Origin of the sequence: Streptococcus devriesei DSM 19639 (assembly GCF_000423725.1) — a bacterium.
Taxonomy (GTDB): Bacteria; Bacillota; Bacilli; order Lactobacillales; family Streptococcaceae; genus Streptococcus; species Streptococcus devriesei.
Genome location: NZ_AUIN01000012.1, coordinates 114,683 through 131,641 on the forward strand (window position 1 = coordinate 114,683; position 16,959 = coordinate 131,641).

Below are 16,959 nucleotides of genomic sequence, written 5' to 3' on the forward strand. Positions count from 1 at the left end.
TGTTAGTCTTGGTTGTTCAAGGCAGCAGCCATTGTTGCAGCAACTTCGTTTTCAAAGTCGTTAGCAGCTCTTTCAATACCTTCACCAACTTCAAAACGGACAAAGCTGATTGCTTTAGCGTTTACTGATTCAAGGTAAGCTTCAACTGTCTTACTGTCATCCATGATGTAAACTTGGGACAGCAAGGTGTATTGTTGGTCAACTTTAGTATTGTCGAGCATGAAGCGGCCCATTTTACCTGGAATAATCTTATCCCAAATTTTTTCTGGTTTACCTTCAGCCTTAAGCTCAGCTTTGATGTCTTCTTCAGCCTGAGCAATAACCTCATCAGTTAATTGCAGTTTTGAACCGTACTTAAGAAGCGGCAGCGCTGGTTTATCGACCATGGCACGGCTTTCGTTGTCTTGTTCAATCTTATGGTTCATTTGAGCCAATTCGTCATGAATAAATTCTTCGCTCAATTCTTGATAAGAAAGGACAGTCGGATTCATTGCTGCTACGTGCATAGCTACTTGTTTAGCAAGGGCTTCGTCTGCACCTTCAAGCACTGTTACAACACCAATTTTACCGCCATTGTGCTGGTAAGCACCAAAGACTTGGTCATCTGCCTTTTCAACAAGGGCAAAACGGCGGAAAGAAATTTTTTCACCAATTGTTGCTGTCGCATTAACATAAGCAGCTTCCAACGTTTCACCTGAAGCCAAAGTTACTTTAAGGGCTTCATCATTGTTGGCAGGTTTTTGTTCTGCAATAGCTTTTGCAGTCTCATTAACCAACTCAACGAATTGAGCATTCTTTGCAACAAAGTCAGTTTCTGCATTGACTTCAACAATAGCTGCTACATTGCCGTTAACATAAATGCCTGTCAAGCCTTCGGCAGCAACACGGTCAGCTTTTTTCGCTGCCTTAGCGATTCCTTTTTCACGCAGAAGCTCAACTGCTTTGTCCATGTCTCCTTCAACTTCAACCAATGCTTTTTTAGCATCCATTACACCGGCACCAGTTTTTTCACGCAATTCTTTAACAAGAGCTGCAGTAATATTTGCCATGATTATTCCTCCAATTTTAATGATAAAAGGGAAGGGCTAGGCCCCGCCCCTTAGGTTATGTACGTTATTATTATGATTAAAGACAGGTAAAATAAAGCATTCTACCTTATTAACACATTTAATATCGATGACTTAGTCTTCGTTTGAACCTTCAACAACTTCAACGATTTCTTCGATTGAATCAGCTTGTGTGTCGTCAGCTGCAAGTTCTGCTTCAACCGCTTCAACACTGTCTTCACCTTGACGGCCTTCAATAACAGCATCAGCCAGTTTACTTGTAATCAGTTTAACCGCGCGGATAGCATCATCATTTGCCGGGATGATAACATCAATATCATCCGGATCAGCATTTGTATCAACCATTGCTACAACCGGAATACCAAGTTTCTTAGCTTCTTTAACAGCAATTTGTTCTTTATGCGGGTCAACGATGTAGATAACATCTGGAATGCGAGGCATATCTTCGATACCGCCCAAGAATTTTTCAAGACGTGCACGCTGTTTGTTTAACAGGGCAACTTCTTTCTTAGGAAGAACTTCAAAAGTTCCGTCAGCTTCCATTTGTTTGATTTCTTTAAGACGTGCAATACGTTTTTGGATAGTGTCCCAGTTTGTCAATGTACCACCCAACCAACGGTGGTTAATGTAGTATTGACCGGCACGTTCTGCTTCTTCTTTAATAGCTTCTGAAGCTTGTTTTTTAGTACCGACAAACAAGATAACCGCATCGTTAGCTGCTGCATCGCGAACAAAGTCGTAAGCTTGATCAGCCAATTTTACAGTTTGCTGAAGGTCGATAACGTGGATACCGTTACGTTCTGTAAAGATGTACTTAGCCATCTTAGGGTTCCAGCGACGAGTTTGGTGACCAAAGTGAACACCAGCCTCAAGAAGTTGTTTCATTGAAATTACTGCCATGAGTATTTCTCCTTTGTTGTTTTTTCGCCTCTTCCTGACTTCAGCTTGCAGCACAACCTTCTGGCAACCGTGCCACAATAGATCAGGAATGAGTATTTATTGCCTAACCAGCGACTTTACTATCATAACAAAATAAAGCATAAAATGCAAGAGAATTCTACTTCAATACTGCGTCATGCTACGAAAAATTCCTTTCATAATTTTCACTCCTTAATAAAATAAGCAGATATTTAAACAATAGCTAAATATCCGCTAAAATAATGATTTATTTGTCAGTATTATTCAAGATAGCTATTTAAATAGCCAGATTCAATCATTCTATAATTAAAGACTTTACCGATATATTCCATAGCCTCAATCAAATGTGACCTATCACTATCCCATCCTTTTCCATCAGTAATATAGATAAACTCATGGTTAGTCCTACTGAATCGATCATGTAAATCTTTAAACTCAGTCGCTGAAGCTTTTGACTTAGAACCACTAGAATTAAAATTATTCACCTCAAACAAATACAATTTTTTTCGTATAGGATTAAATAGCGATCCATCAAAACGACGATTTTGAAAGCTCTCATCTAAATCAATTCCATACCATTCTTTGATACTACTGCGAGTCGACTGACCATGGGCTAGCCAGCCTTTTGCTTCCCCAATTTTTTTCAAAGCTGTCTCCAAATATAGTTCGCCCATATCTCCACTTCTATTTTTTCGACCATTAGAATCCATACCAGCTTCTACGCCTACAGCATAATCGTGAACTGATTTCCTTAATCCAATTTTGAAAACCCAATCCAAACCACTATCATGTAAGAACTGAAGATAAAGATCTAACTTATCAAGATCAATATCCTTAAAGTCCAAGGTATAAACACCTGAAACATCTTGAATTTTTAAAATTTTATTCCGAATTGGTTTTTCGAATTTATTATCCCTGATCCCCAAAAGTTTAGGAAGCAACAACAATAAATCCGGTCGTTCTTTAAAAAAATTATCAATCTCTTGATTTGATTTCCCAATTAAATAGTCCAAAGTATATAAATCCGGTTCATCATAAGTAGAAATATTGGCTTTAACATTATCAAAATTAAACCAATAAGAAGCGAGAAAACTCAGAGATGAACGAGTTTCCATGAAAAACTCTAATTTGTCTTCAGAAGATAAATTAAGATAATCAAAAACATTATATTTCAAATTATTGTCTATATTATTAGTCATGTACTTTTTCCAATCTTGTTCGTGCAATTCTTAAATAATCTATTTCTGAATCAACACCGATAAATCGTCTTCCAAGCTTCTTAGCAACAACTCCTGTTGTACCGCTTCCAACAAAGGGATCTAATATATAATCTCCCTCCCTAGTACTTGCTAAAATAATACGTTCTAGTAAATACTCCGGTTTTTGAGTTGGATGTTTTCCTGCCCACTTTTCGCTTTTTTTAGTCGAACTTCCAATCCAAACATCTTTCATCTGTTTTCCGTTATTAATTTTTTTCATTAAATTATAATTATAAAAATGCTTAACTTTTTTATCTGCTTTTCTAGCCCACAATATAGTCTCAGTTGAATGCGTGAAATAGCGACAAGATAAATTAGGTGCTGGATTAGTCTTTTGCCATGTAATATTATTCAATATTTTAAAACCTTCTTGCTCCAAAGCCATACCAACAGAGTAAATATTATGCAAACTTCCAGAAATCCAAATAGTCCCATTAGCCTTCAAAATTTTTTTGGAAAGTCTTATCCAACGACGATTAAAATCATGTTTTTCTTTAAGAGACGATATCTGATCCCATTCTCCCTTATTAACAGATACCGCCTGCCCACCTGAGTTAGAAAAACCTCCATTACTTAAAAAATATGGTGGATCTGCGAAAATCATATCCATACTTTCAGATTTTACCTTCTTCAAAAAATCAAATATATCAGCATGTACAAGAATGATTTTATCCCTATGATAATATGGTTTTATCATGATAACACACCTCCATATTTATATCCGTTTTTTACTCATAGTTTGTAATAATAACTTCTGAAATTTTACCTCTACTTGAACTTTTTGCCCCATTAGTTCTCTGTGTTTCAACATAATGGATATTAAACTCCTGATAGAGTTCTTCAACTAAAAGACTTGAAGAATTAGAAAGCATAACGTATGCTCCCCTATCATTCAAATATTTGAATGTATCCCTCAACCTGATCTGTTCCTCATAAGAAAATCCCTCATGAGTGTAAGAAGTAAATGAACTTGTTTCTGTAATTGGAATATAAGGAGGATCAAAATAAACAAAATCACCTTTTTTTACATCCTGAACTGCTTCCTCAAAATCAGTATTCAAAATAGTGATTTGATTGTCATTTAAGTATTCACTGATGCTATAAATCAAATCACTATCAACAATCTTGGGATTTTTATATTTTCCATAAGGAACATTAAATTGGTTTTTTGAATTAACTCGATAAAGACCGTTAAAGTCAACTCTTAACATGTAAAGTATTCTAGCGGCTCGTTCAACATTAGACATTCTCTCTAGTCTACCATCTCGATCAGCCGAGCGAATTTTTAAATAATATTCCTTACTATTATTTTCCTTATGCAAGCGTAGTAAATCTAATAATTCTGCTGGTTTATCTTTAATCTGTAAATATGTATTTATTAACTCTGTATTAAAATCATTGATGACTGCATTTTGTGGTTCCAGTTCAAAAAACAAAGCTCCGCCGCCCACCATAGGTTCAAAATAGCGATTAAATTTGTCTGGCATATAGCTTTGTAAACTAGGCAGTAATTTTCTTTTCCCACCAGTCCATTTTGTAAAAGGTTTCATGTATTATATTATAGCAAAATTGATCTTATTCGTATATAAATCCTATCTTTATACTGTGACATATGAAAAATATATAGCTTCTTTTAATATATTTTATTACAGCAGATAGCGTAAATTTTTGTCTACTGCCTTTTTAAGCTAAAATCCAGATACTGTTTCGGTATATTTGTCTAGCCTCAGGACATTGACCATTGGTTTCTTGACTTACAAACATTTTTAAGGTAAAATAATGAATGTTACGGCGGTATAGCCAAGTGGTAAGGCACGGCTCTGCAAAAGCTTGATCGTCGGTTCAAATCCGTCTACCGCCTTAAAAAATACAAGTAAAACTGAGATTTATCGTCTCGGTTTTTGTTTTGTCCAGAAAATTTCCCCCGCTCTGCTCAATGCTCTAAGGCCTGTCTGACAAACAAGCTTTAATATAGGTAATCTTCAAATTCTCAAAAAACTTATCCCCAAATGGCCAACAAGATGATAAAATAGAAATAGACAAAACTGTTAATAGCTGAGATGAGTTTTTGCCTGCCGGGCAGCTTTTTTAGTCCTTGCCCCTAAGCAGGATTTCCAAAGATTTCTGACAAGGCCTTGATTCATCTGTCGCTGCTGCAAAAAATCGGATCAAGGAGCACTTGCGATGCTATCTTTGGCGATTTCATTAGCGATAGGGCAGTCAAAGACCCTCAACAGTTTATCCTATACCGTCATTTGTCCAGGAAGGAAGATTTATGAAAAAACTAACCTATGGTGATCACATCAGAGTCCTCAGCCCCTCAAGCTCTATCGAGCTTTTAGGGGGCTTCAATGCTAATTTATCTGCTAAAAGAACCTTGGAAAAATTAGGCTTTACCGTCTCATTTTCCAATAATTATATGGAAAGCGACCTGCTCCATTCAAGTTCGATTGCCAGCCGCGTAGCTGACTTGCACGACGCCTTTCGCGAAGACCATGTTAATGCGATTTTGGCTACCATCGGAGGCTTTAATGCCAACGAACTGCTTCCTTATCTGGATTATGATCTGATAAAGCATCATCCTAAGATCATCTGCGGTTATTCTGATACCACAGCTCTTTTGAATGCTATCTATGCTAAAACCGGTATGGAGACCTACATGGGGCCTTCTTATTCAAGTTTTAAGATGAATGAAGGTCAAGACTACCAAAGCAGAATGTGGCTCAATGCTGTCACCAGACGTTCTTACAGCCTTGTTCCCAGCAAGGAATGGTCCGACGATGCTTGGTATGACCCCAGCCAGCCGCGCCATTTTAAGCCGACCGAGTGGAAAATTTACAATGACGGCAAGGCTCAGGGAACCATCATCGGCGGGAATCTGTCTACTTTCGGGCTCTTGCGCGGAACAGAATTTGCACCTAAACCAGAAAACTATGTTCTCTTTTTAGAAGGAGCTCAAGAAGAGCATTATACCGAAGTTGCCCGCAATTTGGCTGCTCTTTTGCAGGTCTACCCTGACCCGCAGGCAGTTGTCTTTGGACGCTTTCCTAAAGAAGCTCAAATGACTGAAGATATCTGGCGCTTTATTCTGGATAAACATCCGGTTTTAAAAAGAATTCCTGTTATGTATGACCTTGATTTCGCTCATACGCAGCCGCTGTTTACCTTTACCATCGGTGCTCAGGTAACCATTGATACTATCCACAGGCAGCTGTCAGTGATGACTGAGTAGCTGCACAGCCTGGAATTTCTCCATGCTACGAAAACAAAATCTTCATCTGCAAATATCCCCAGCCACACTGTATGGCAGCTGATTTGCCGCCTGTCACTAATGCCGCTGTTTTAAGACACAAAAACCCCTTTTTCTGTTCACATATAAAACAGAAAAAGGGGGTTGTTATGATTCAAAATTTTAGTTACTCAAAACAGGCTTTAAAAGGCTTGTTTTTTCTGTGCCATACAGACAAACAAGTCTTCAGCATCGTGATTTTTTCCTAACCCAATGCCGGACCTTTGGAAAAGTGTTCGTCTTTATTGCTCTAAGCTGCCTGTCCAAGCAGCTGTTCCGCCGCTGATGTTGGTAACATCATATCCCTTGCTGTCCAGAAAAGCACAGGCCTGTGCAGAACGCCCGCCCATTTGACAGATGATATGATAGGGCTTATCTGCCGCCAACTCTTGATAACGGCTGGCTAATTCGCTCAGGGGCAGATTGACGGCACCCGGCACATGGCCTGCTGCAAACTCATCTGTCTCGCGCACGTCAATCACATTAAAAGCTTTGGCTTCTAAATCTTTTTCAATGGCTTTAATATCAACAACTTTAATCATGAATTATCTCCTTTGGTCTAACCATATTGTACAGTGAATACGCTCCATCCAGATTTTGTACTTTGAAACCATTTTGTTTCAAAATTCGCTCTGCAATGTAAGAACGCAGGCCGCTGTGACAGCTTACAATATAAGCCCTATCCTTATCCAGCTCACCTAGACGTTCCCGCAGCTCATCAAGCGGAATCGTTACTGCATTAGGAAAACGCCCGTTGGCAATTTCAGAAGCTGTCCGAACATCAAGCAGAACTTTCCCTGCTGCCAATTCATCCTTGAGTTCATGCCATTGAACGCTGTCACTCGTCCCTTCAGCCAAATTACTTGCCGCATAGCCAATCATATTGACCGGATCCTTAGCAGAACCAAATGGCGGAGCATAGGTGAACTCCAACTCGGGCAGATCAAAAACAGTTAATCCAGCCTTTATAGCTGTTGATAAAATATCAATTCGCTTGTCAACTCCCTTTTGTCCGACAGCCTGTGCCCCGTAGATGACACCCGTTTTTGGATTGAAAATCAATTTTAGGGTAATTGGGGTCGCACCAGGATAATAGCCTGCATGATCATTGCCGGTTGTATGGACAACTGCCACATCCTCAAAATGCTGGCGGGCCATTCGTTCACTCAAGCCGGCAGAAGCTGCTGCCAGACCAAAGACTCGGACAATCGCAGTGCCAATACTTCCCTTATTTTGACGCGGCAAACCAGCGATACTGTCTGCCACTTGCCGGCCCTGACGATTGGCCGGACTGGCTAAGGAAATCAAGGCATCTTCTCCTGTAATCTGCTGTTTCACAAGAATCGCATCACCGACGGCATAGATATCCGGCTGATTGGTTTGGTAATGCTCATCTACTAAGATACCTCCGCGCAGTCCTAGGGCTATCCCTGCTGACTTAGCCAAGTCATTTTCGGGCTGCACACCAACAGAAAGGATAGTGATATCCGACTGCAGTTCTGTACCATCTTCTAACACAATGACCTGACCCTTATCAGAAAAAGCCTGTGCGGATTGGTTGGTATAAATGGTAATGCCTTTTTTAAGCAATTCATCTTCTACAAAAGCAGCCATTTCTTCGTCCAATGGCGGTAAAACATGCGGCGCCTTTTCAACGATGGTTACTTTTAAGCCCTTTTTAGCCAGACTTTCGGCCATTTCAAGACCGATAAAACCAGCCCCGATGACGGTTGCTTTACGGGCAGCAAGGCCATCCAGACGAGCCATAATTTTATCCAAATCAGGAATATTGCGAAGCACAAAGACATTTTCTGCCTCGTCTAAACCTGTCATCGGTGGAACAAATGGTTTTGCTCCGGGTGACAGGAGCAGTTTGTCATAGCTTTCCGTGTATTTTCGGCCATTTGACATTGCTGTCACTTCTTTTTTAACCGGATCAATAGAGAGGACTTCTGTTTCAGGACGCACATCCAATTCGAAACGAGCTTTCAGCTGTTCCGGTGTTTGCACCAGCAAACTTGAGCGCTCTGCTATTTCTCCGGAAACGTGAAAGGGTAAGCCGCAATTGGCAAAGGAGACATAAGGTCCCTTATCAAAAACGATGATTTCTGCATCTTCCATCAAGCGGCGTAAACGAGTTGCCGCTGACATTCCGCCGGCTACACCGCCAACAATAACGATTTTCATAGGTTTGGCCTCCATTTATATAATTTTTCCTTTATAAGACATCATGCCGCCTTTGACATTGACGACATCATAGCCTTCTTTGCTTAACAGACTTGCTGCCCGCTTGCTCCGCATGCCGGATTGACAAATGACATAAATCGGATCAGCTTTCTTTCCTTTATAGGCATGAATATCTTGCAGCGGGAAATTCCGCGCTTCCTTGATATGCCCGCCCCGGTATTCTTTAGGTGTTCGAACATCCAATAAGGTAATTTTCTTTTTAGCTAAAATACTCTCTAATTCAGCAGTTGTAATACTTTTTCCCGAAGAGGGCAACAGTTTTTTGAACAATTCAAGCATGATTTCTCCTTTTTATCTATATACCCCGTAGGGTATGATTAGATAGTAACACAACTCCAAAATACTTGTCAACTATTTCACTTCTTGTTTTCACATTTGACAAAAATACCCCCAGTCAGTATAATAAAATCATGAAAAAAGAGCAAAAAGATATTATCAATCGTCTAAAACGAGCCGAAGGACAGTTACGGGGTATCCAAAAAATGATGGAAGAAGAGCAAGAATGTATCGATATCATCACGCAGCTTTCTGCCGTCCGCTCCAGCATCAATCGCACCATGGGACTGGTCATTGCCAACAAAATGACTAAGATCATCGAAGAGCCCAGTGACAATCCTGCTTTGCAGGAAAAACGCCTTCAAGAAGCTATCAGCCTCATTGTGAAAAAATGACTAACAGACTTGAGAACCTGTTTACTGCAAGTGCTGCCCCTCTGAGCTGAAACACAAAAAATACTTCTGTTTCTCAACAGAAGTGTTTTTACTATGGTTAAAAACGCCTTCATCAGACAGTCAAGTATGCTAATAGCAACTATCCTTTGATAATACCACGAGCATTCAAGCCTAATTAAAAAGACTTGCCTTCTGCAAAATACAGAAAAACAAGTCTCGTTATGTTTTACTTTTGTCCTATTAACTGAAAAGCCAATGCCGTATTTCAGTTTTTAACTCTTGTACACAGTTACTGCAATTTTTGATTATTGACCAATTCATAGTAGCGGGCAATAGCTGAATGGTCGTCTGAACCGTAATCGTGCGCTTTCAGCACTTGCAGGATTTCCATGGCCTGAGCGGTAAACGGTGTTGACACATTGTAAGAGTGCGATGCATCCAGAGCATTTTGCAAATCCTTGATATGCAAATCAATACGGAAGCCCGGAGCAAAATCGCCGTCAAAGATTTTCTGTGATTTTTGATCCATAACGGTCGATCCGGCCAAACCGCCGCGAATGGCTTCATAAACTCGAGATGGATCAACTCCGGCTTTCTTAGCCAAAGAGTAGGCTTCTGACACCGCCGCAATATTGACTGCAACAATCATTTGATTGGCTAATTTCGTCAAATTACCAGCACCGACTTCCCCGACGAGCGTTACACTGCTGGCCATAGCCTGCAAAACATCCTTATATTGTTCAAAGACTTTTTCGTCACCGCCGACCATAACAGCAATAGTCCCATCAATAGCCTTAGGTTCACCTCCGGATACCGGAGCATCTAGGAAAGAAACAGACAATTCTTTTAATTTATCATGAAATTCTTTGCTGGCTACCGGTGAAATAGAGCTCATGTCAATAACAGTCTGACCGGCACTTAAGCCTTCAGCAATACCGTTTTCATTAAACAGAGCTGCTTTCACATGCGGTGAATTTGGCAGCATGGTGATTACAATATCACCTTTTTGAGCAGCATCCTTGCCACTCTCTGCAGCCTGGCCGCCAGCTGCTACCAAGGCATCAATACTGGCTTGATTAAAGTCAAAACCATAGACCTCATGACCAGCCTTTACCAAATTGATAGCCATTGGTTTTCCCATAATACCTAATCCGACAAATCCAATTTTCATTTTTACTTACATCCCTTTCTGAATTCTATACTTTACATTTTAACAGACCCTTTTTTCAAGATAAATAGTATATATACCATAATTACCCAGAAACAGAGTTTTCTATTTAGTCAGCGTACTAAACAAGGTGATAAGGTTGCGGCTGGCTGATGCTACCAAAGATCTGGTATCACCCATTGCTTCTTCCAAGGTCATCGGACGATTAACAATATCAAAAACACCAGCTATTCCTTGATGGTAGACTTCGTTCAATTCTAAAGAACGGCTGCCCACAATCGCTACTGTAGGAACATTGTATTTTTTAGCAATGGCTGCAATCCCGATAGGGGCTTTGCCATTAATTGACTGGCCGTCCATGCGTCCTTCGCCGGTAATGACCAAGTCAGCTCCTTTAATGTCCTCTTCAATATGAATCATTTGCAGAATCTTATCAATACCGCGCTGAGACTGACCGTTCAAAAAGGCCATCAAACCTGCACCAAGACCTCCTGCAGCTCCTGCGCCGGGAATATCCTTAATATCCTTGTGCAAGGTTCTCTTAATAACCTGAGCAAAGTTAGCAAGCCCTTCATCCAAGACCTTTATCAAGTCATCACTGGCTCCTTTTTGAGGTCCGTAAATTGCCGTTGCCCCATTGCTGCCGCAAAGCGGATTGGTTACATCAGACAAAATAATCAGCTCCACAGAATCAAAACGGCCTTCTGCAGCAGATGCGTCCAAACTGACTACCTGACTCAAATTCTCACCATTTGCAGTCAGTTCTTTTCCCTGTGCGTCAAAGAACTTCACACCGAGAGCTGCCGCCATTCCCATACCGCCATCATTGGTTGCTGAGCCGCCGATACCAATATAGATCCGCTCAACGCCATGCTCTAAAGCACTCTTAATCATTTGGCCGGTACCATAAGTTGAGGCCTTCATAACATCTAAGGCTCCTGACTCAACTAAGGTAATACCGGATGCTGCTGCCATTTCTAAAACAGCTGTTCTCCCACCATCAATAATAGCATAGGAAGCATTGACAGGGGAACCAAGCGGCCCTTGAACACAAACCGTAACCTTCTCACCCTGATTGACATCAAGGATAGCATCAACAGTTCCCTCGCCGCCGTCAGCAATGGAAAAAATCTTTGTTTCATAATCAGGATACAAGCTATGGATGCCCTCAGAAATATAGGTCCCAACTTCTTTAGAACTGGCACTGCCTTTAAAAGAATCCGATGCAATGACAATTCTTTTCCCCATACTTATACCTCCTGCTAATTCTTTACTCACCAGATGGAAGAAAACCACCCTTACGCATTGCTTCTTTCATTTGTTCCAATACCGGTCCGGTCGTTGCTTCCGTCGGCAGAACAGACTTGCCCATGTCCATACCCATCAGATTCGCCATATCCTTGGTTGCTGCCGGGAAGCTTGCTGCATCCTGAGACAGACGAATCGGATTTAGTTTAAACTGAGCTTCCAGCGATTTTTCAAAATCACCGGCAGCATAGTAATCATAGATACTGCTGACCAGCTGCGTGTACATATTGGCTGTGGAGCAGACACTGCCGACAGCGCCTACGCAGAGGCCGGGATAAATAGTAGTGTCTTTGCCTGTCAGAACTCTGAAATCAACATCATGTGTCTGACGAACCAATTCACTGCAAAAGGTGATATCACCGCTTGAATCCTTGATACCGATAATATTTGGCACATCGTGAGCCAAACGGACAATAATGTCCAGCGGAATCGTATAGCCGGAGCGCCCCGGGTTATTATAAAGCAGCATAGCCGTATCAGGGATACTGTCAGCAATAGCTTTAAAATGATGATACAGGGCTTCAGGAGTTGGCTTAATGAACATAGGATTCAGCACTGAAACAGCGGCAATATCCCGTTTGGCAGCTTCCTGAGCGAGCTCAATACATTTGCGAGTGCGAATGGCTCCGATACCGAAATAAATTGGAACACGGCCGGCAGCCTCTTCCAGCATGACATCCAAAGCCCGGAACATCTCGTTCGGCTCAAACATATAGAACTCTGAATTGCTGCCAAAGGCTAAGATACCATGCACCCCGTTTTCGATGACATGATTGACGATTTTCCTTAGTCTGGTATCGTCAATATTTTCATTATCATCAACAGGGGTAATAATCGGAACAACAATTCCTTTTACATTTTCTCTCTTAAACACTGAGTTTCTCCTATCTTACTAAACTTGGCTTTTTATTGTCAAATTTCCAGCCCGGAATCAAATACTGCATAGCAGCCGCATCATCACGCGCACCAAGGTTCTTATCAACATAGAGCTGATGTGCTTTTTTGATAGCATCCAAGTCAGGCTTGATGCCTAGACCGACAGAATCTTTGGCAATATGAATGACACCATCTCTGATAATATGAGGATTTTCGGTCAGAGCCTGACCGTCCTGCCAGATATAATGCGTGTCACAGGCATTGATTTCGCCCGGTGCAGCTGCAGCCGCATGAGCCACCATAGCCAGAGAAATATCAAAGTGGTTGTTGGAGTGAACGCCCCAAGTCATACCAAAGTCATGGCACATCTGAGCAACACGAACTGAGCCCTGCATGGTCCAGAAATGGGGATCAGCAAGCGGAATGGTGACAGAGTGCAGGGCAACCGAATGCTGCATCTGCCGCCAGTCTGTCGCAACCATATTGGTTGCCGTCGGAATGCCGGTAGCTTTGACAAACTCGGCCATGACCTCACGGCCGCTAAAGCCGTCTTCAGCTCCGCAAGGGTCTTCAATATAAGCAGCAATGCCTTTTAAATCCTTACCGATTTCAATGGCCTCTGTCAAGGACCAAGCACCGTTTGGATCAAGAGTGATACGGGCATTTGGAAATTCTTTTTTCAAAGCCTTGATGGCCTTAGCTTCTTCCTTGCCTTCTAAAACGCCGCCTTTAAGCTTAAAGTCCTTGAAACCATAACGTTTATAAGCGGCCTTAGCCAGCTCAACAACAGCCTCAGGCGTCATGGCTTCTTTGCGGCGCAGGCGGCCCCAATCATCAGAATCATCGTCTCCTTGTAAGTAAGGAAGGTCTGTTTTATTAGGATCGGCAACATAGAAGAGATAACCCAAGAAAGGTACATCTTCACGAACCTGTCCGTCTCCTAAGAGAGCAGCCACCGGCACTTGCAGATGCTGACCCAGAAGGTCAAGGAGAGGTGTTTCTACTGCTGTCTGAACGTGGACAGTCGTCCGGAGGTCAAACGTTTGGAGACCCCGGCCGCCTGAGTCAAGTTGGCCAAATTGCTGACCGATTTCTTTGACGATGTTTTTATATTCTCCGATGCTGCGTCCGACAACTAATTCTTTAGCCTTTTCCAAAGTATCGGTAATCTTCTTGCCGCCCGGAACTTCACCGACACCCAGATTACCTGAACTGTCTTCCAGAATCACCACATTGCGCGTGAAATAAGGGCCGTGGGCTCCGCTCAAGTTTAATAGCATGGAATCATATCCGGCAACCGGATAAACATCCATTTTAACAACTGTAGGCACTGACATTTTCTATCCTCCAAAATCATTTTTTCATTTATTCTTTATTGAAACAGCTGAGCATCTACTTGTAAATCCGGCAAAACATCCTGATTGAGTGTCAGCCCCAGACCCAGACGTGTCGGCACTTTCATCTTGCCATCAACCAATTCCACCTTTTCCTCAAAAAGACCAACCGTTTCAAACCATTCAAAATGTTCTACCCAAGCATCGCCGCTGTAGCAGGCTGTTAGCGGCAAGTGAAGCTCCATGCTGTAGTGCGGCGCCAAGACTAAATGATTTTCTTCTGCCCGCTGGAGCACCTTTTGAAACTGTGTGATTCCGCCGATACGCGGCGCATCAAGCTGGCAGACATCAAAGGCACGTTTTTCAAAGAAAGGAACCCCTTCTTCATAGCTGGTCAGCATTTCTCCTGTTGCAATCGGTGTGCCCAGAGCTTGTGACAAGCGCAGATGCCCTTCAACATCGTGGCAGGTTACAGGCTCTTCAAACCAAACCAGATTGTAGTCATCAAAATACTTGCCGGCTTTCAGTGCCGTTGAGACATCCCACTGCTGATTGGCATCAATCATAATCGGAACGTCATCTCCCAGCGCCTTTCTTAAAGCAGCGACACGTTTGACATCATCTTTGTAGTCGGGCTGACCGACCTTGATTTTTACACCGCCGACTCCCTGTTCCAGCACAGTCTGCGCATGGGCAATAACCTCTTCAATGGTATCTTGCAGGAAACCGCCGGTTGTATTGTAGCAAGGAACGTATTCCTTGTGCTGACCCAAAAGCTTACTCAGCGGCAGGCCGGCGCGTTTAGCCTTAATATCCCACAGGGCAATATCAAAGGGCGTAATTCCCTGTACAGCGACACCGGTATTGCCGATGGAGATACTGGACCACAATAATTTATTCCATAAGCGGCTGATATCGTTAGGATCCTGTCCCAGCAGCAAAGGTGCATATTCTTTTGACAGAGCATACTGAGCAGGGCCGCCGTTTCGTTTGCAGTAGGTGTAGCCCATTCCCGTGTAGCCGCCTTCTGTCTCAATAATAGCTGCTGTGATCATCACTTCTTTGAGCGGTGTTTGCTTACCTTGGATAACCTTGGCATCACTGACAGGCTTTTTGAGCGGAACACAAATTAATTTTACCTCAACTTTTGTAATCTTATCTATCATAAATCAAGTCCTCATAACTAGCGGTGGCAAAAGACCGGCCGGTTAGGGTCAAACTGCCAGCCCTCTTCCAGATACTGCATGGCAATGGTATCGTCACGGTCTTTAAAATCCATTTGATGGTAGAGTTCATTTTGTTTTCTTAGCTTGTCCAAATCAATATCAACACCTAAGCCGGGTTTATCCGGAAGCTTGATTTTCCCATCAGTAAAGCTGAGCGGTTCTTTGAGCAAGGACTCGCCATCCTGCCAGATCCAGTGGGTATCAACCGGAGCAATGTTTCCCGGTGCAGCTGCTGCAACCTGAACAAAGGTCGCCAGCGTAATGTCAAAATGATTATTGGAATGCGATCCCCAAGTCAGCCCCCACTCATTTAAGAGATAGGCCATGCGAACACTGCCATTTAGCGTCCAAAAATGCGGATCGGCTAAAACAATATTGACACTGCGCAGAGCCGCAGCATGGTGAAATTGCCGCCAGTTGGTCGCAATCATATTGGTAGCCACAGGAATTCCTGTTGCATCGCGGTATTCCGCCATGACTTCACGGCTGGAGAAGCCCTGTTCCGGACCGCAAGGGTCCTCAATGTAAGTCAGCACATTTTTACGGTCTTGTGTCAGAGCAACCGCCTCTTCCAGCGTCCAGGCTCCGTTAGGATCAATGTTGATGCGAGCATCCGGAAAAGCCGCTTTCAAAGCGTCAACCGCCCTCATTTCTTCTGCACCGGCTAAAACACCGCCCTTTAGTTTAAAATTATTAAAACCATATTTGTCTTTGAGCACGCGCGCTTGTTTGACAATCGCCTCAGGCGTCATCATTTCAGTTCGGCGCAGCGATTCCCAGCTGTCGCTGCCGTCGCTTTTTTCATAAGGCAGATCAATTTGAGCAGAATCTGCCGAGTAAAAGAGATAGCCCAAAAACTCAACCTCATCACGTTGAACACCGCCTTCACCCAAAAGAGCAGCAATGGGAAGTTCTAAGAATTTCCCAAGCAGATCCAGCATGGCACATTCAATAGCTGCTTCAGACTGAACCACAAATTTTAAATTGGAAATATTTAACTGCTGCAGACCTTCACCAGTATCTTGGGCCGCTCTCTCACGGCTCCTGCGAATATTGGTCAGAACCTTGCGGTATTCACTGACACGTTCGCCTACAACAAAAGGCTTATAGCTCTCAAGCTGTTTAGTGATATGTTCTCCGCCGTGGATTTCTCCGATGCCAAGATTGCCGCTTTCATCTTTTAAAACAACAACATTTCTCGTGAAATAGGGAGCATGGCAGCCGCTCAGCGTTAGAAGCGGACTGTCATGACCAGCTACCGGATAAACAGTCATGTCAATGACTTTTGGTGCTTTACCCATATGTTTCTCCTTTATTTAAGATACTAAGGCGTAAGCGACACACAGCAAAATAGGAAAGCTGACGAAGATGCCTAGCATCTAGGAAGTCTTTATCTTTTTGCACAGTGTCGTAGCCGTGTTCAATTATTACATAAGATACGGCAGAGGATTGTTATCTAAGTGCTTTGCACTTGATAACAAACTAGGCTGGACAAAAGCTTATCCAATATTCCTGTTTTGGAATAAGCTCTTGACGCAGTGGTTGGCTGGCTTTCCTTTTGCCACAAGGCCAAAGCGGAAAACCTAGCCAACTGTG

The 16,959-nt window shown here is 42.5% G+C and carries 16 protein-coding genes and 1 tRNA gene; 3 read left to right on the forward strand and 14 right to left on the reverse strand.

Going from position 1 to position 16,959, the window contains the following annotated elements; genetic code table 11:
- Positions 1–2: 2 nt before the first annotated feature.
- From tsf to G573_RS0102030, 5 genes are all read right to left on the reverse strand, one after another.
- Positions 3–1,049: a translation elongation factor Ts gene (gene tsf / locus G573_RS0102010; RefSeq protein ID WP_027975155.1), complete on the reverse strand. Its 1,047-nt coding sequence runs from the start codon at positions 1,047–1,049 to the stop codon at positions 3–5.
- A gap of 132 nt (positions 1,050–1,181) precedes the next feature.
- Positions 1,182–1,967: a 30S ribosomal protein S2 gene (gene rpsB / locus G573_RS0102015; RefSeq protein ID WP_027975156.1), complete on the reverse strand. Its 786-nt coding sequence runs from the start codon at positions 1,965–1,967 to the stop codon at positions 1,182–1,184.
- Positions 1,968–2,245: 278 nt separating this feature from the next.
- The gene (locus G573_RS0102020) at positions 2,246–3,184 is read right to left on the reverse strand and encodes a DpnII family type II restriction endonuclease (protein WP_027975157.1); all 939 of its coding nucleotides are present in this window, start codon (positions 3,182–3,184) and stop codon (positions 2,246–2,248) included.
- Positions 3,177–3,941, reverse strand: a complete 765-nt coding sequence (locus tag G573_RS0102025) for a DNA-methyltransferase (RefSeq protein ID WP_027975158.1) — start codon at positions 3,939–3,941, stop codon at positions 3,177–3,179. The genes G573_RS0102020 and G573_RS0102025 overlap by 8 nt, the downstream gene beginning before the upstream one ends.
- A 31-nt stretch (positions 3,942–3,972) precedes the next feature.
- The gene (locus tag G573_RS0102030; RefSeq protein ID WP_027975159.1) at positions 3,973–4,794 is read right to left on the reverse strand and encodes a DNA adenine methylase; all 822 of its coding nucleotides are present in this window, start codon (positions 4,792–4,794) and stop codon (positions 3,973–3,975) included.
- Positions 4,795–5,034: 240 nt separating this feature from the next.
- Here G573_RS0102030 and G573_RS0102035 point away from each other — a divergent pair.
- Together G573_RS0102035 and G573_RS0102045 are read left to right on the forward strand one after the other, a co-directional pair.
- Positions 5,035–5,105 (forward strand) — tRNA-Cys (locus G573_RS0102035).
- Between the two features lie 414 nt (positions 5,106–5,519).
- Complete coding sequence (locus tag G573_RS0102045; protein WP_027975160.1) at positions 5,520–6,476, forward strand: S66 family peptidase; 957 nt, start codon at positions 5,520–5,522, stop codon at positions 6,474–6,476.
- A 299-nt stretch (positions 6,477–6,775) separates the two neighbouring features.
- Here the strand turns inward: G573_RS0102045 and G573_RS0102055 are convergent, their stop codons facing one another.
- The 3 genes from G573_RS0102055 to G573_RS0102065 are packed head-to-tail and all read right to left on the reverse strand — an operon-like array spanning position 6,776 to position 9,059.
- Positions 6,776–7,075, reverse strand: coding sequence for a rhodanese-like domain-containing protein (locus G573_RS0102055; RefSeq protein ID WP_027975161.1), 300 nt, complete (start codon positions 7,073–7,075; stop codon positions 6,776–6,778).
- Positions 7,068–8,720 (reverse strand): FAD-dependent oxidoreductase, encoded by a 1,653-nt coding sequence (locus tag G573_RS0102060; RefSeq protein WP_027975162.1) that lies wholly within the window; start codon positions 8,718–8,720, stop codon positions 7,068–7,070. Before G573_RS0102060 ends, G573_RS0102055 begins: the two co-directional genes overlap by 8 nt.
- A gap of 15 nt (positions 8,721–8,735) precedes the next feature.
- Positions 8,736–9,059: a rhodanese-like domain-containing protein gene (locus tag G573_RS0102065; protein ID WP_037586700.1), complete on the reverse strand. Its 324-nt coding sequence runs from the start codon at positions 9,057–9,059 to the stop codon at positions 8,736–8,738.
- Positions 9,060–9,190: 131 nt separating this feature from the next.
- Between G573_RS0102065 and G573_RS0102070 the strand changes: the two genes are divergently transcribed.
- Entirely contained in the window at positions 9,191–9,451 is a 261-nt protein-coding gene (locus G573_RS0102070; protein ID WP_027975164.1) for a metal-sensitive transcriptional regulator, read from the forward strand.
- Between the two features lie 289 nt (positions 9,452–9,740).
- Here G573_RS0102070 and garR read toward each other — a convergent pair whose 3' ends face one another.
- The 6 genes from garR to G573_RS0102100 form a co-directional block, all read right to left on the reverse strand.
- A complete protein-coding gene (gene garR / locus G573_RS0102075) occupies positions 9,741–10,622 on the reverse strand; it encodes a 2-hydroxy-3-oxopropionate reductase (RefSeq protein WP_027975165.1) in 882 nt (293 codons plus the stop codon).
- Positions 10,623–10,724: 102 nt separating this feature from the next.
- Positions 10,725–11,867 carry a glycerate kinase gene (locus G573_RS0102080; protein WP_027975166.1) on the reverse strand — a complete coding sequence of 381 codons (1,143 nt, stop codon included), beginning with the start codon at positions 11,865–11,867 and terminating at the stop codon, positions 10,725–10,727.
- A gap of 22 nt (positions 11,868–11,889) precedes the next feature.
- Positions 11,890–12,801: a dihydrodipicolinate synthase family protein gene (locus G573_RS0102085; protein WP_027975167.1), complete on the reverse strand. Its 912-nt coding sequence runs from the start codon at positions 12,799–12,801 to the stop codon at positions 11,890–11,892.
- A gap of 10 nt (positions 12,802–12,811) precedes the next feature.
- On the reverse strand, positions 12,812–14,140 hold the full coding sequence (locus G573_RS0102090; protein ID WP_027975168.1) for an enolase C-terminal domain-like protein: 1,329 nt from the start codon (positions 14,138–14,140) through the stop codon (positions 12,812–12,814).
- A 35-nt stretch (positions 14,141–14,175) separates the two neighbouring features.
- Positions 14,176–15,303, reverse strand: a complete 1,128-nt coding sequence (locus G573_RS0102095; RefSeq protein ID WP_027975169.1) for an L-talarate/galactarate dehydratase — start codon at positions 15,301–15,303, stop codon at positions 14,176–14,178.
- A gap of 17 nt (positions 15,304–15,320) precedes the next feature.
- On the reverse strand, positions 15,321–16,664 hold the full coding sequence (locus tag G573_RS0102100) for an enolase C-terminal domain-like protein (protein WP_027975170.1): 1,344 nt from the start codon (positions 16,662–16,664) through the stop codon (positions 15,321–15,323).
- Positions 16,665–16,959: the final 295 nt, after the last annotated feature.

What these genes read in the sequence shown, in the direction of transcription:
- G573_RS0102095 (WP_027975169.1), bottom strand. Translation starts at nt 15,303, where the DNA reads ATGATAGATAAGATTACAAAAGTTGAGGTAAAATTAATTTGTGTTCCG.
- G573_RS0102030 (WP_027975159.1), bottom strand. Translation starts at nt 4,794, where the DNA reads ATGAAACCTTTTACAAAATGGACTGGTGGGAAAAGAAAATTACTGCCT.
- G573_RS0102025 (WP_027975158.1), bottom strand. Translation starts at nt 3,941, where the DNA reads ATGATAAAACCATATTATCATAGGGATAAAATCATTCTTGTACATGCT.
- rpsB (WP_027975156.1), bottom strand. Translation starts at nt 1,967, where the DNA reads ATGGCAGTAATTTCAATGAAACAACTTCTTGAGGCTGGTGTTCACTTT.
- G573_RS0102045 (WP_027975160.1), top strand. Translation starts at nt 5,520, where the DNA reads ATGAAAAAACTAACCTATGGTGATCACATCAGAGTCCTCAGCCCCTCA.
- G573_RS0102055 (WP_027975161.1), bottom strand. Translation starts at nt 7,075, where the DNA reads ATGATTAAAGTTGTTGATATTAAAGCCATTGAAAAAGATTTAGAAGCC.
- G573_RS0102070 (WP_027975164.1), top strand. Translation starts at nt 9,191, where the DNA reads ATGAAAAAAGAGCAAAAAGATATTATCAATCGTCTAAAACGAGCCGAA.
- G573_RS0102090 (WP_027975168.1), bottom strand. Translation starts at nt 14,140, where the DNA reads ATGTCAGTGCCTACAGTTGTTAAAATGGATGTTTATCCGGTTGCCGGA.
- garR (WP_027975165.1), bottom strand. Translation starts at nt 10,622, where the DNA reads ATGAAAATTGGATTTGTCGGATTAGGTATTATGGGAAAACCAATGGCT.
- G573_RS0102080 (WP_027975166.1), bottom strand. Translation starts at nt 11,867, where the DNA reads ATGGGGAAAAGAATTGTCATTGCATCGGATTCTTTTAAAGGCAGTGCC.
- G573_RS0102065 (WP_037586700.1), bottom strand. Translation starts at nt 9,059, where the DNA reads ATGCTTGAATTGTTCAAAAAACTGTTGCCCTCTTCGGGAAAAAGTATT.
- G573_RS0102100 (WP_027975170.1), bottom strand. Translation starts at nt 16,664, where the DNA reads ATGGGTAAAGCACCAAAAGTCATTGACATGACTGTTTATCCGGTAGCT.
- tsf (WP_027975155.1), bottom strand. Translation starts at nt 1,049, where the DNA reads ATGGCAAATATTACTGCAGCTCTTGTTAAAGAATTGCGTGAAAAAACT.
- G573_RS0102020 (WP_027975157.1), bottom strand. Translation starts at nt 3,184, where the DNA reads ATGACTAATAATATAGACAATAATTTGAAATATAATGTTTTTGATTAT.
- G573_RS0102060 (WP_027975162.1), bottom strand. Translation starts at nt 8,720, where the DNA reads ATGAAAATCGTTATTGTTGGCGGTGTAGCCGGCGGAATGTCAGCGGCA.